General features: G+C 73.4%; 13 protein-coding genes. 4 read left to right on the forward strand and 9 right to left on the reverse strand.

The features are described 5' to 3' along the window. Positions 1–12: 12 nt before the first annotated feature. From AB0F52_RS17435 to AB0F52_RS17455, 5 genes are all read right to left on the reverse strand, one after another. On the reverse strand, positions 13–1,155 hold the full coding sequence (locus AB0F52_RS17435) for a M20 family metallopeptidase (RefSeq protein ID WP_360171319.1): 1,143 nt from the start codon (positions 1,153–1,155) through the stop codon (positions 13–15). Continuing rightward, positions 1,152–2,624, reverse strand: a complete 1,473-nt coding sequence (locus AB0F52_RS17440; protein WP_360171322.1) for an amidohydrolase family protein — start codon at positions 2,622–2,624, stop codon at positions 1,152–1,154. Before AB0F52_RS17440 ends, AB0F52_RS17435 begins: the two co-directional genes overlap by 4 nt. Before the next feature lie 203 nt (positions 2,625–2,827). Continuing rightward, positions 2,828–3,877, reverse strand: coding sequence for a pentapeptide repeat-containing protein (locus AB0F52_RS17445; RefSeq protein WP_360171325.1), 1,050 nt, complete (start codon positions 3,875–3,877; stop codon positions 2,828–2,830). Positions 3,878–3,976: 99 nt separating this feature from the next. Then, on the reverse strand, positions 3,977–4,618 hold the full coding sequence (locus AB0F52_RS17450) for a TetR/AcrR family transcriptional regulator (protein ID WP_360171328.1): 642 nt from the start codon (positions 4,616–4,618) through the stop codon (positions 3,977–3,979). A 52-nt stretch (positions 4,619–4,670) separates the two neighbouring features. After that, positions 4,671–5,618, reverse strand: a complete 948-nt coding sequence (locus tag AB0F52_RS17455; RefSeq protein ID WP_360171331.1) for an alpha/beta hydrolase — start codon at positions 5,616–5,618, stop codon at positions 4,671–4,673. Positions 5,619–5,737: 119 nt separating this feature from the next. On the opposite strand from AB0F52_RS17455, the gene AB0F52_RS17460 reads away from it, so the two are divergent. After that, positions 5,738–6,151: a DUF6010 family protein gene (locus AB0F52_RS17460; protein ID WP_360171334.1), complete on the forward strand. Its 414-nt coding sequence runs from the start codon at positions 5,738–5,740 to the stop codon at positions 6,149–6,151. A gap of 1 nt (position 6,152) precedes the next feature. Then, positions 6,153–6,353: a hypothetical protein gene (locus AB0F52_RS17465; protein WP_360171337.1), complete on the forward strand. Its 201-nt coding sequence runs from the start codon at positions 6,153–6,155 to the stop codon at positions 6,351–6,353. Positions 6,354–6,378: 25 nt separating this feature from the next. On the opposite strand, the gene AB0F52_RS17470 is transcribed toward AB0F52_RS17465, so the two are convergent. Next, positions 6,379–7,578, reverse strand: a complete 1,200-nt coding sequence (locus AB0F52_RS17470; protein WP_360171340.1) for an MFS transporter — start codon at positions 7,576–7,578, stop codon at positions 6,379–6,381. Between the two features lie 64 nt (positions 7,579–7,642). Between AB0F52_RS17470 and AB0F52_RS17475 the strand changes: the two genes are divergently transcribed. After that, positions 7,643–8,218, forward strand: coding sequence for a hypothetical protein (locus AB0F52_RS17475; RefSeq protein WP_360171343.1), 576 nt, complete (start codon positions 7,643–7,645; stop codon positions 8,216–8,218). Positions 8,219–8,310: 92 nt separating this feature from the next. Beyond that, complete coding sequence (locus AB0F52_RS17480; RefSeq protein ID WP_360171346.1) at positions 8,311–8,625, forward strand: helix-turn-helix domain-containing protein; 315 nt, start codon at positions 8,311–8,313, stop codon at positions 8,623–8,625. Positions 8,626–8,631: 6 nt separating this feature from the next. On the opposite strand, the gene AB0F52_RS17485 is transcribed toward AB0F52_RS17480, so the two are convergent. The 3 genes from AB0F52_RS17485 to AB0F52_RS17495 all read right to left on the reverse strand — a co-directional run bounded on the left by AB0F52_RS17485 (position 8,632) and on the right by AB0F52_RS17495 (position 11,950). Further along, positions 8,632–9,894: a hypothetical protein gene (locus AB0F52_RS17485; protein ID WP_360171349.1), complete on the reverse strand. Its 1,263-nt coding sequence runs from the start codon at positions 9,892–9,894 to the stop codon at positions 8,632–8,634. 121 nt (positions 9,895–10,015) lie between these two features. Continuing rightward, a complete protein-coding gene (locus AB0F52_RS17490) occupies positions 10,016–10,870 on the reverse strand; it encodes an NAD(P)H-binding protein (RefSeq protein ID WP_360171352.1) in 855 nt (284 codons plus the stop codon). Between the two features lie 78 nt (positions 10,871–10,948). Then, complete coding sequence (locus AB0F52_RS17495; protein WP_360172034.1) at positions 10,949–11,950, reverse strand: zinc-binding alcohol dehydrogenase family protein; 1,002 nt, start codon at positions 11,948–11,950, stop codon at positions 10,949–10,951. Positions 11,951–12,068 lie beyond the last annotated feature (118 nt).

Genomic DNA, 12,068 nt, shown 5'->3' on the forward strand with positions numbered 1-12,068 from the left:
GCTCGTCGCCGGTCACCGTTGTCCCGCACCGGATTCTTCGTGCGCGTTCGTCGGATCGGACGAACTGCGTTGCGCCAGCACGGTTTCGGCAAGGGCGGCGAGCAACGCGGTCCGCCGGGGCAGCTCCGCGACGACGACGTGTTCGTCGTCGGCGTGCGCTCCCCCGCCCACCGCGCCGAGGCCGTCGAGCGTCGGGATGCCCAGCCCCGCCGTGAAGTTGCCGTCCGACGCGCCGCCGACCGCGGCGCGGGTGAGCGGTCCGATCCCGAGCTTCCCCGCCACTGCGTCCGCGAGTTCGAACAGCTCCGCGGACGCGGCCGCCTCCAGCGGCGGCCGGTTGATCCCGCCCCCGATCCGGATCCGCGCGTCCGCGAGCACCGGGGCCAGGCTCCGCACGGCCCGGTCGACGCGGTCCTGCTCGGCCGTGTCCCACACCCGCGCGTCCACCGCGACGGTGGCCGCGGCGGGGACGGTGTTGGTCGTGGTCCCGGCGCTCAGCGCGGTCGGGACGACGGTGGTCCCGCGGTCCGGGTCGGCGAGGGCGGCCACCGCGAGGATCTGGTGCGCCACCTCGATCCCGGCGTTGACGCCCTTCTCGGGTTCGAGGCCGGCGTGCGCGGCCCGGCCCTCGACTTCGATCCAGTACCGGGAAACGCCTTTGCGGCGGGTCTTCAGCGCGCCGCCGTCGGCCGAGGCTTCGAGCACGAACACCGCGTCACAGCTGCGAGCCTCTTCCTCGATGAGCGCGCGGGACAGCGGGGACCCGATCTCCTCGTCGCCGGTGATGAGGATGGCCACGCCGGTGCGGTCCGGCAGCGCCGCGGCCGCGTGCAGGGCCAACACCACGCCGGCCTTCATGTCGAAACACCCCGGGCCGCGCAGGATGCCGTCCTCGACGGCGAAGGGGTGCGTCCGCAGGGAGCCCAGCGGCCACACGGTGTCGTGGTGGCCGAGCAGCAGGACCCGGGGCGGGCCGTCGCCGAAGCGCCACCGCAGGTGCGTGCACCCGTCGGTGACCAGGCGCTCCGGCTCGGCGCCGAGGAGGCGCCGGCCGACGGCGGCGACGGCTTCGGCGCTGCGCGCGACGGCTTCGTGGTCGTCCGACGGCGATTCGCAGCGGACGAGCGTTTCGATGTCCGCGATCAGGTCGCTCACCGGGGCTCACCCCGCAGGGGCTTGCCGGGCAGCGCTCGCGCGTCCAGCTTTCCGCCGGCGACCACCGGAACGCCGGCGACGAACAGGTGCCGGACCCCCCGGGAAGGCCGGGTGGGGTCGGCGTAGGTGGCGGTGTCGGTGATGCGCTCCGGATCGAGGACGACGAGGTCGGCGTCGGCTCCGGTGCCCAGGTGGCCCTTGCGGCGGGCGGCGGGCGCGACGTCGTCGAGCAGCCGCGCGGGCAGGTACGAGCAGCGCCGGAACGCCTCGAGCCAGCTCCAGGCGCCCGCTTCGCGGACCATCAGCCGCAGGGTCTTGGCGAAGGTGCCCGCGGTGCGCGGGTGCGTCCGGCCGCCGGGCGGCAGCGGCCACTCGAGGCTTTCGCCGCGGCCGTCCGGCCAGGACACGGGCATCGCGTCGCTGGCGACGACGGCGTCCGGGAAGGCCAGGGCCCGGTGCAGCAGCGCGCGTTCGCGGGGGTCCTCTTCGTCGAGGAACTCCAGCAGGCACGGCGCGCCCGGGTCGTCCCGCCGCAGCTGCCGCAGGCGGGCTTCGTCGCGCACGCGTTCCCCGGTTTCGAGGATGACCACGCTGGACGGCCGGAGTCCCTTGAGCCGCAGGCGGTCCGGCTCGATGAAGGCGGCACCGACCGCCGTGCTGCCCGCGCCGTAGGGGTAGGCCTCGACGGTGACGCGGGAGCCGGCGCGGCGGGCGTCGTCGAGGGTGGCGAGGACGCGGTCGATGTGGTGGCCGGAGGTGCTGTTGACGTGGCAGTGGTGCATCGCGGCGCCGGTCTCCCCCGCCGCGGCGGCGATCTCGGCCGAGCCGTCGACCGGGATCGCGGGATCGACCTCGACGAGCTCGCGGACGTGGGTGTAGGTCGGCACCCCGGCCGTCGCCGCGAGGTGGGCGACCGCCAGGAACTCGCCGGGCGCGGTCTGCGGCGCGTACCCCATGAGCACCCCGATCCCGAGGGCACCGGCCGCGAGCTCGGTGTCCAAAAGGGACAGCCAGGCGGCCAGTTCCGTCGGTGACGAAGAGCGTTGCCACGCGGGGTTGCCCAGGACGGCGAGGCCGCTGTCGATGTTCGCGTCGGGCTCGATCCCGGCGAGGACCTGCGCCCGGGCCGCGCCCCAGGAGGCGGAGAAGCCGTAGTGCAGGGGCCGCCCGGCCGCGGCGGCTTCGGCGTAGGCCCGCTCGACCGGCATCAGGCCGGCTTCGAGGTCGAGCGCGGTGGTGACGCCGTCCATCGCCTGCAGCCGCTGCCCGGCGACGGAGTGGACGTGGCTGTGCAGATCGACGAACCCGGGCCCGACGACGAGCCCGGTGACGTCGACCTCGGTCGCGTCCGGCGCCGTCAGCCCGGCCCCGACCGCCTCGACGGCGCCACCGGCCAGCAGCACGTCGGCGACGCCGTCGAACCCGGTCCCCGGATCGACGACCCGGCCGCCCCGCAAGAGTGTCCGCACCCGCCGCCTCCTCGTCACCACCCGATCGAGGTGACGTTAGGAGGATCGGCGGCGCGGCCGTTCGTCCGAGACGACGAACTCCGGCGGCCCGATCCATCCGCCCGGACGAACCGACCGTCCAGGTACGCGTGTCGTCCATCCAGGTACGCGTGTCGTCCACCCAGGCACGCGTGTCGTCCGGCCGGGTCCGTGGAGTGTCCCGGTCAGGCCGAAGGTTCGGGGAACGGCCCCCAGTCGACGGTTCCACCGGTGTGCGTGAGGCCTTCGAAGGTGGCGACGGATCCCTCGTGCACGGCATTTTCGAAGCTGGCTTCTCCAGCGGCGAAATGTGCACCGTCGAACTCGACTCGACCCGCCGAGAACACGGCCCCCTTGAACGAGGTCTTGGCGCCCGCGAAGGTTGCCCGGCGGAAATCGACGTGCGCGCCGGTGAATTCGGCCTTGCTGAACCAGACCGGGGTGCCCTCGAACTCGGCATCCTGGAACTCGACGTGCCCCGCCACGAAACGAGCCTTGTGGAAGGTGACGTTCCCGCCGCGGAAATGAGCCTTCGAGAAGTCCCCGCAGTCGAACACCGCGCCTTCGAAGCTGAACCGGTAGCCGCGCCAGGACACGGCGCTCCAGTCGTCACGCAGGTGGTTGCGGATCACGCGGATGATGACGCGACGGACTTCACGATTGCCCTCGGAGTAGTCGGCGGAAGCCGTGTCGGCGACGTAGGGCATCCTCAGGTAGGCGCAGAGGAGATCGATGCACGTCTGCCGGCCGTCGATCCATTCGTCCGCCAGCTCCGCCAGCGCGTAGACGCCTCCGGTTCGCACGACGTATTCCGCGCTGCCCAGCTGGTCGGCCGCCTTGCCGAACCGGTCGGCGTAGGCCTTCGCGTCCTCGCGGTACTCGGCCAGCTCCGCGTCGCGCTGCTTGCGGTAGGCGACAGTCAATGCGACGACCGCGCCGATCCCGGCCACCACCGCGAGAACGACCTTCAGGGCTTCCAGCCGTTCGCCGGCGGTCAGCGCGGGTGGTGCTGTCGTACCGCCGGTTTTGGGAACGGCGGTCGAAGGGGCCGCCGGTGACGTGACGTCCGGACTGCCCAGCCCGAGCCAGAGCAGCGTGCCGAAGCCGATGGCGACGACGGTCGCCAGCAGCAGGAGGAGGGCGACGTGCAGGAACAGTGACCGCGGAGAGACGCGGGCAGGTCTCTGGCTGCGGAACACGAGACCTGCTGAGGTCGATTCGCGCGGTCGGCTCATGCGGCAAGTAGTACGGCAGCCGTGGTCTCGGATCAACCGAGATGGCAGCGACCGCGACCGCGCCGGGTCAGAACCCGAACCCGGTGCCGTCCGGGCGGGTCAGGAAGCCGGGGTCACCGGGGCGAGCAGCAGGCCGGTGACGGCGTCGATCAGGCCGGTGCCCGCGTCGTTCCAGCTCGCGCGGGGGGTGGGCGTGCCCTCGGCCAAGGCCCGCTCGCGCTCGGCCGTCATGTGGATCATCAGCTGGCGGGCCATGTCGCCGCGCTCGGCGCGGACGTCGGGCGGGAGGCCGTCCAGGCAGCGGTTGAGGCCCTCGACCGCGCGGGCCAGCGCCGGCGAGGACAGCGACTCCTCCGCGATGATCGCCCGCAGCGCCGGGTCGGTCATCACCTGGGCGCTGAACCGCGCGAACCACGTCGGGGAGCCCAGTTCGTGCAAGTAGCTCGTGCTCGGGCGGACCAGGCAGGCCACCCAGTCCCGCAGCTCACCGTCGCCGTCGATGGCGTCGACGAGCTCCTCGCGCAGCCGCTCGATCCGGCCGAAGTGCTTGCGGGCGATCGCGCGGACCAGGTCCACCTTGGTGCCGAAGTGGTAGTTGACGGCGGCGTTGTTGCCCTGCCCGGCCGCCTCGCTGATGTGCCGGTTGGACACCGCGTGCACGCCGTGCTCGGCGAACAGCCGCTCCGCGGTGACGAGAATGCTCTCCCGCGTGGCACTCGCGCGATCCGCCTTGACGTTCATCCACCCACCCGGTCACCCGTCCGCCCTGCCGGGCTCCACCTTACGGACGCGATCACCGGAGCCGGCCCAGCCACGCCCGCGCCGCGGCCAGGTAGCGGCGGCTGAGCTCGCTCGACGGCGCCCAGGCCTCGAACCCGTGCGGCCCGCCGGGCACGACGTGGAACGTGGTGGCGACGCCCGCCGCGCGAAGGCGCCGGGCGTATTCGGCGGCTTCGTCGTGGAACAGGTCGATGTCGCCGACGCCGATCCAGGTCTCCGGCAGCCCGGTGACGTCGTCCCGCCGCGCGGGTACCGCGTACAGCGGCACGACCGGCGCGCCTGGTTCGGTCCCGAGGTAGGCCCGCCAGCCGAAGCGGTTGAGGCGGTTGTCCCAGACGCGGTGCCCGGCGGTGTCGAGACCGCGGCGGGCGGCGGTGCGGTCGTCGAGCATCGGGCAGAACAGCCACTGCGCACGCGGTCGCTCGCCCTCGTCGTGCAGGCGCTGCACGAGCGCCGCGGCGAGCCCGCCGCCGGCGCTCTGGCCGCCGACGACAACCTGCTCGGCGGCGACGTGGCCCCGCAGCCACGTCCAGGCGGCGTGGCAGTCCTCGAGCGCCGCCGGGTACGGGTGTTCCGGCGCGAGGCGGTATTCGGCCGACACGACGGTGATGCCGAGCCCGGCCGCCGTCCCCGCGCAGAACCGGTCGTCCTGGGCGGCCCCGCCGATGACCAGGCCGCCGCTGTGGATCCACAGCAGCGTGCGGCCGGACCGGGGCGTCCGCGGCCGGTACACGCGCAGGCCGGGGCGCAGCTCGACGGTGACGTCCGGCAGTGCCGGCGGCCGCGTCCGCGCGCTCGCCGCCCGCACCAGGCGCCGCACCCAGGCCCGTTCCAGCGGCAGCCGCGGCACCCACCGGACCCGGCCGCGCAGCTCGGGCGCCACCGCGGACCACGGCACGGTCATGGCAGCACCGGGCCGCGACGGCTTCTCGCGGGAGCGCGCGGGTTCGGTCGGGGTCATGGCCGCAGCGTACCCGATTTTAAGTCAACCGCTTGAGTTAAAATGGTGGCTGGATCTCGGCGCTCCCTGACTTCCGGGCCGCTGGCCGCCGGCACCACCGGTTCCTAACGTCGAACCCCGTGATCGAGATCCTGGCGCCGATCCTCATCGGCCTCGCCTACGTCATGCTCAACTCCCTGATCCCGGAGCGGCACCGGCAGCGGTTCAACGCCGTCATGGTGGGCGGCGCGGGAGCGGCCTACCTCTCCGGCGGCGCGCTCGGGCCGTGGGAGCTGGTGTTCTGCGCGCTGCTGACCTACGTCGCGTTCCGCGGGCTCGACTCGTGGACGTTCATCGGCATCGGCTGGCTGCTGCACACCGGCTGGGACATCGTCCACCACCTCAAGGGCCAGCCGATCCTGCCGTTCGCCCACGGCTCGTCGTTCGGCTGCGCGATCTGCGACCCGGTCATCGCGATCTGGTGCTTCACCGGCGGCCGGTCCGTGTGGGCGTGGCGGCGGGTTGGCGCCCATGACATCCGGGTACCCGGGTGACATGAGCGCCGACGTCGAACGCGCCGCGCACGCCTACTGTCCCCGGTGCCACCCGGATCCCCGGCCCGGGGACGTGATCCAGGCGTTGTGCGGCGCCCGCCACCCGTACTTCGGCCGCCGGGACCGGCCGGTCAACACCTGTCCCGCCTGCGTGACGCTGGCCTCGGCGAACGTCTACGCCTGCGGGCACCCCGGCGCCTGACCGCCGCCGCCACGTGCAGCGCCGGTCAGCCGGAATCCCGCAGGGCACGGATCAGCACCGGCAACACGACCACCAGCGCGATCCCCCGCACCGCGCCGGCGACGAGGTAGGGCGCGCGCAGGCCGAGCGCGTGCGCCACCAGCCCGCCGGTCAGGGTGCCTGCCGGGATCAGTCCCCAGCCCACCAGCCGGTACACGCTGGTGACCCGGCCGAGCAAGCCGGACGGCACGCACTGCTGGCGGAGCCCGACGGTGACCACGTTCCACAGCGTCGTGACGAACCCGTTCAGCGCGAGGAACGCGCCGAGCACCACGGCACCGGGACTCAAGCCGATCCCCGCGAACGCCGCCGCGTTGACGATCAGCGCGGTCAGCAGCGCCGGCAAGGCGCCGATCCGGGTCACGACCCGGACGCCGACCAGGCCGCCGAGCACACTGCCGAGCGCCGCTCCGGTGAGCAGCAGCCCGTAGCCGCGCGCGTCCAGGTGCAGGACCTGGGTCGCCAGCAGGACCAGCGTCGCGTAGGCGAGCTGGCCGCAGAAGGTGTTGACGCCGAGCAGGATCGCGAGGATGCGCAGCAGCCGGTGCCGCCAGAGCCAGGCGACGCCTTCCTTGAGTCCGGTGCGCGCAGGGATGTTCCCGGCTCGCCGGGGCACCGTCGCCACCAGCACCGCGGCCAACCCGAACGAGACGGCGTCGAGCCCGAGCGGGAGGGCCGCCGCCAAGCCGAACAGCAGGCTGCCCGCCGGCGGCCCGGCGAACTGATCGGCGAAGGTGGTGATCGCCTGCAGGCGGCCGTTGGCCCGCGGCAGCAACGGCTTCGCGACGAGATCCGGCACGATCGCCTGCGCGGCGGTGCCGAAGACGACTTCACCGGCGCCGAGCCCGAACGCGGTGACGACGAGGACCGGGAGGCTGAGCCCACCGCAGGCGACCACGACGGCGGCGGTGCCGGCCAGCGCGGCCTGCCCCGCCTGGGCCCGCCACATCAGCGTGGCGCGGTCGTGCCGGTCGGCCAGCGAGCCGGCCGGGAGGGACAGCAGCAGCCACGGCAGGTACGCCGCGGTCGCGACCAGCGACACGAGCCGTGGGTCGTGGGTGACCGTGACGGCCAGGAGGGGCACCGCCGCGGTGAACGCCCCGGTGCCGAAGTTGTCGATGCCGGTCGCCAGCCAAAGCCGCAGATAGGCCTGCGGAAGCCGGGGTTTCGCGTCGGTCCGGGCCATTCCGGAACCTCGGGCCCGCCGCGAACGCGGGACACCATTTAGCGCTGCGCTACATAATCGGGCCATGGCGTGTGCGATCGAGCTCGGTGTGGCCGAGCTGGCGAGGACCCGGTTCGCGATTTCGCCGCTGTCGGAAACCGTCGCGTGCCTCCAGCAGCTGGCCGGCCGGGGCCGGCAGGAGGTCACGCTGCCGTGGCTGCGCTGGGCGGAGGACGAACTCGCCCGCGCGCCGCTCGAGCTCCCGTGGACCTGGCCGCTGATCGTGAGCGACCGGCCCAACTGGCCGGAGTTCCTCGTCCCCGCGCCACGGGGTGCCGGACCGTCCATAGAGGACGATCTGGCCGCACTGCGGCGGACGACCGCCGGGCAGGTCCGGGCCAGCCTCGGCCGGGTGTTCGGTGCCGGGCTCGCCGGGACCACCGCCGAACTCGCCGCCCGGCCGGCGGCCGGGCTCCGGGCCATCGCCGCCGAGCTCCGGGCGGCGCACGACCGGCTGGTCGCGCCGCACTGGCCGCGGATCCGGGCCACGCTCGACGCCGACGTCGCGCACCGGGCGCGGGTCCTCGCCGCGGCGGCAGCGAAAAGCTGTTCGACGGCCTGCACCCGGACCTGCACTGGCGCGACGGCAGGCTGCTGCTGACCGGCGACCGGGAGCGGGCCGACAGTGCCGTCGACCGGGGTCCGGACGGCCTGGTCCTCATCCCCGTCGCGCTCGGCTCGCCGTACGTGCTGGTGAAGGGGCACACATCCACGCAGACCACGGTCCGCTACCCGGCTCGCGGATGCGGCGCGTTGTGGACGGCGGGGACCCGGCCGCCGTCGGGCGGCACGGTCCGGCTGCTCGGCCGGGCGCGGGCCGGGCTCCTCGAAGCCGTGCGCTCGCCCGCGACCACCACCGATCTGGCCCGGGCTCTCGGGGTCACCCCCAGCGCCGTGTCACAGCACCTGAAAGTCCTGCGCGAGAACGGCCTGGTCGCGCGGGAACGCTCCGGGCGCCAGGTCGTGTACCTGATCACGGCGCTCGGAGCGGCCCTGCTTGCGTCTTAGTTCAGCTCACGCGGGCAGCGAGGACAGCGGCACGGCGAACACCGAGCGGCCGCAGGTCTGGCTGCCGGCCGTGCATTCGGCCGTGGACCACTCCGCCGAGGACCACACCAGGCCCGTCGACGAGTCGTACGTCAACGCCTCCGGGTGCATGGCCCAGCAGGCCGTCGTCCCGGTGCCGCACGTCGCGGAGGTGCTCTTCGCCGTCGTCTGGGCCCAGAGCTGGCCGTTGGTGGTCGCCGAGCTGTGGGCCACGTACCACTTCCCGCCGTTGGACAGGACTCCCTGGACGTTGCCCACGTTGCTGCGGAAGGCCTCGCTCGCGGGGACCGTGCCGGACGAGGCCGCCAGCAGGAAGTCTTCGCCCATCGGGTAGCGGTAGAGGCGGCCGTGGAGGTTCGTCTCCTTGAAGTACTCCGACGTCACGATGCTCGCCGGGCTGGTGCTGCGGTCCAGCGACATCGACGAGAAGCACGGCACCGCCGTGTCGGACTTCATGGTGCAGGTACCGCCCGCGTAGCTGTAGTAGCCGATCTGCATCATCGCGTACTTGTAGGTCCAGGCGGCATACCCGGACGACGTCTTGCCGATCGTGTCCGACGTCGTGTCGGTCATCTGCAGGATGTGCTTGGTGCTGAACACCCGGATCGCGGTCGAGGTGTCGCCCTCGGCCGTCACGTAGATCTTGTCGCCGTACCAGGCCATCCCGCCCATGTGCGCCTGGGCGGCGGAGAAGGTGCTGCCGGTGCTGTTGGGCACGGCCAGGTACATCATCCGGTACGACGGCTTGGCGGGGTCGTTGTAGTTGATCGCCTGGATCCGCGCGTCGTTGTACCGATCGCGGTCGTCGGTGCTCAGTGCGGCGGTGCCGTGCCAGCCGGACAGGATGATCTTGTCGTCGCCCCACTTGCCGTCGTTGTCGGCGTCACCGGAGGTCGTGAGGCCCTGGGGGGTCCACGTCTTCGTCCCGGCGCGGTCGGCGTCCCAGCACATCGACTTGGTGGCCACCGGCGCCTTGGGCAGCGAGGCCTTTTCCGCGGCGGTGCAGCCGGTCATGTCGTAGCTGGTGTCGTTGACGACGGTGTTGAGGCTGACGTTCGGCAGCGCGCCGTCCAGCGCGGTCAGCGCGGCGGCCGGCGTGGCGTGCCACACCAGGTTCTGCTTGGCCGTCGTCGTCAGCGGGTCGCTGTAGGCGGCACTCGCCGTCCCGGGCAGGGCCAGTGCGCCGGCCGCCACGGCCAGCGCGAGCAGCATCACTTTCGGAGTTCGCATGGGGAGGAGTACGCCAGCCGGCCGTCCAAAATGCATACACCGGCGTTGTATACCTCTTGTACCCTCCGCCGGCCCCGTGGCCGTCCACTGTGGATTCCGCGCCGCGCCGCCGCTGCCCCGGTCACCGCTCGAGCGCCCCGGCCAGCACCGCCCGAAGCGGCGTCGCCGGCCGGCCGAGCAGGTCTTCGAGCTCCGGCCCGGCGGTGGCGAACGCGCCGCGCCGGGCGGCCCGGAACATGCCGAGCAACAGCTCCGCCTGCGCCGCCGGGACGCCGTGTCCGGTCAGCGTGGCCACCCACGCCTCGTCGGAGACCACCACTCGCCGCACGGGCCGCCCGGCGAGGTCGGTGAGCAGGGCGGCGACGTCCCCGAGGTCGAGGGCCACCGGTGCGGTCAGCGGCGGTGTCGGCCCGTCGAACCGGCCCTCGTCGGCGAGGATGATCGCCGCGGCTTCGGCGAGGTCGGCGTGCGCCGTCCAGGACACCGGCCCGTCGGCCGGCGCGGCCAGTTCACCGGTTTCGAGCGCCTCACCCAGCAGCAGCGGCACCGTACTGGCGTAGAAACCGTTCCGGAGCGCGGTGAACGGCCCTTCGCCGGCCCTGCGCTCGGTAGCGGCGTGGTCGGCCATGGGAACGAACAGCGAATCGTCCGCCGCGGCCTGGTGACTGGTGTAGAGGACACGCTTCGCCCCCGCCGAGCGCGCGGCGTCGATCGCCGCGACGTGGTGCTCGACGGCCCGCTCGCCCAGCTCGTCCGTCGAAACGACGAGGACCTGCGCCGCCCCCTCGAACGCCTCGGCGAGCGAGCCCGGGTCGGCGAAGTCACCCCGCCGGACGCGGACGCCCCGGGCGGCGAGCTCGGCCGCGCGCTCCGGCTCCCGGACGCTGACGCCGATCTCGGCGGCCGGCACCCGCTCGAGCAGCCGGTCGACGATCCGCGACCCGAGCTTCCCGGTTCCCCCGGTGATGACGATCATGGCGCACCCCTTCTCGATGTTCACACTGATACTAACCACGTTATCATCAGTGATACCACGATCGAGTTACCATCGTCATCACGTTGCGCGCAGCACCGCCGCACCGTTCACCCGGTCCGCGGCCAGGTCGGTCAAGGCCCGGTCCGCCGCGTCCAGCGCGTAGGGCACCGTGCTGACCTCCAGGTGGTGGTGCCCGGCGAAGTCCAGGAACTCCCGCGCGTCGGCCCGGGTGTTCGCGGTGACGCTGCGCACCTGGCGTTCCTGGAACAGGTGCCGCTGGTAGTCCAACGGCGGAACGTCGGACAGGTGGATGCCCGCGATGGCCAGCGTGCCGCCGCGATCGAGCGCGGCCAGCGCCGGGAGCACCAGGTCACCGACCGGCGCGAAGAGGATCGCCGAGTCCAGCGGTTCCGGAGGCGGTGAGGCCGCGTCCCCCGCCGACGCCGCACCGAGCGCCAGGGCCAGCTCACGGGCGGCCGCGCTGCGCGTCAGCACGTGCACCGTGGCGCCGCGCGCGATCGCCACCTGGGCGGTCAGGTGCGCGCTCCCGCCGAACCCGTAGACGCCCAGCCGGCCGCCTTCGGGCAGGTCCGCCCGTGCGAGCGCGCGGTACCCGATCAGCCCGGCGCAGAGCAGCGGCGCCAGCTCGTCGTCGCGGTAGCCGCCGGGCAGCGGTAGCGCGTACGCGGCCGGGACGACCGCGAACTCCGCGTACCCGCCGTCGGCGTCCCAGCCGGTGTACCGCGACTCCGGGCACAGGTTCTCGCGCCCCCGCAGGCAGTACCGGCACCGCCCGCAGGTGGCGCGCAGCCACGCGATCCCCACCCGGTCGCCGGGCGCGAAGCCCGTGACGCCGGCGCCGAGCCCGGCCACCTCGCCGACGACCTCGTGCCCCGGCGTCACCCCCGGCCGGTGCACCGGCAGATCACCCTCGGCGACGTGCAGGTCCGTCCGGCACACCCCGCACACCAGCACCCGCACCAGCAGCTCCCCCGCGCCCGCCCGCGGCACCGGCGCCCGCACCAGGTCCACGGGCCCGGCCGCCATCGGGCCCGGCCGCAGGACGCGCCACGCGTGCATCGTCGTCGGCAGCGCCACCACGGATGACCTCCTCGCTCCCCGGACGTCACCAGCATGGCGGCACCGCGGCGGCCGCGCGAGTGCCGGTAAGTCATTGACCCTCAACGGGATTGAGCTG

Source organism: Amycolatopsis sp. NPDC024027, from assembly GCF_040638975.1.
In the GTDB taxonomy this organism is placed as follows: domain Bacteria; phylum Actinomycetota; class Actinomycetes; order Mycobacteriales; family Pseudonocardiaceae; genus Amycolatopsis.

What these genes read in the sequence shown, in the direction of transcription:
- AB0F52_RS17495 (WP_360172034.1), bottom strand. Translation starts at nt 11,950, where the DNA reads ATGCACGCGTGGCGCGTCCTGCGGCCGGGCCCGATGGCGGCCGGGCCC.
- AB0F52_RS17445 (WP_360171325.1), bottom strand. Translation starts at nt 3,877, where the DNA reads ATGAGCCGACCGCGCGAATCGACCTCAGCAGGTCTCGTGTTCCGCAGC.
- AB0F52_RS17485 (WP_360171349.1), bottom strand. Translation starts at nt 9,894, where the DNA reads ATGCGAACTCCGAAAGTGATGCTGCTCGCGCTGGCCGTGGCGGCCGGC.
- AB0F52_RS17475 (WP_360171343.1), top strand. Translation starts at nt 7,643, where the DNA reads ATGGCGTGTGCGATCGAGCTCGGTGTGGCCGAGCTGGCGAGGACCCGG.
- AB0F52_RS17450 (WP_360171328.1), bottom strand. Translation starts at nt 4,618, where the DNA reads ATGAACGTCAAGGCGGATCGCGCGAGTGCCACGCGGGAGAGCATTCTC.
- AB0F52_RS17465 (WP_360171337.1), top strand. Translation starts at nt 6,153, where the DNA reads ATGAGCGCCGACGTCGAACGCGCCGCGCACGCCTACTGTCCCCGGTGC.
- AB0F52_RS17455 (WP_360171331.1), bottom strand. Translation starts at nt 5,618, where the DNA reads ATGACCCCGACCGAACCCGCGCGCTCCCGCGAGAAGCCGTCGCGGCCC.
- AB0F52_RS17470 (WP_360171340.1), bottom strand. Translation starts at nt 7,578, where the DNA reads ATGGCCCGGACCGACGCGAAACCCCGGCTTCCGCAGGCCTATCTGCGG.
- AB0F52_RS17490 (WP_360171352.1), bottom strand. Translation starts at nt 10,870, where the DNA reads ATGATCGTCATCACCGGGGGAACCGGGAAGCTCGGGTCGCGGATCGTC.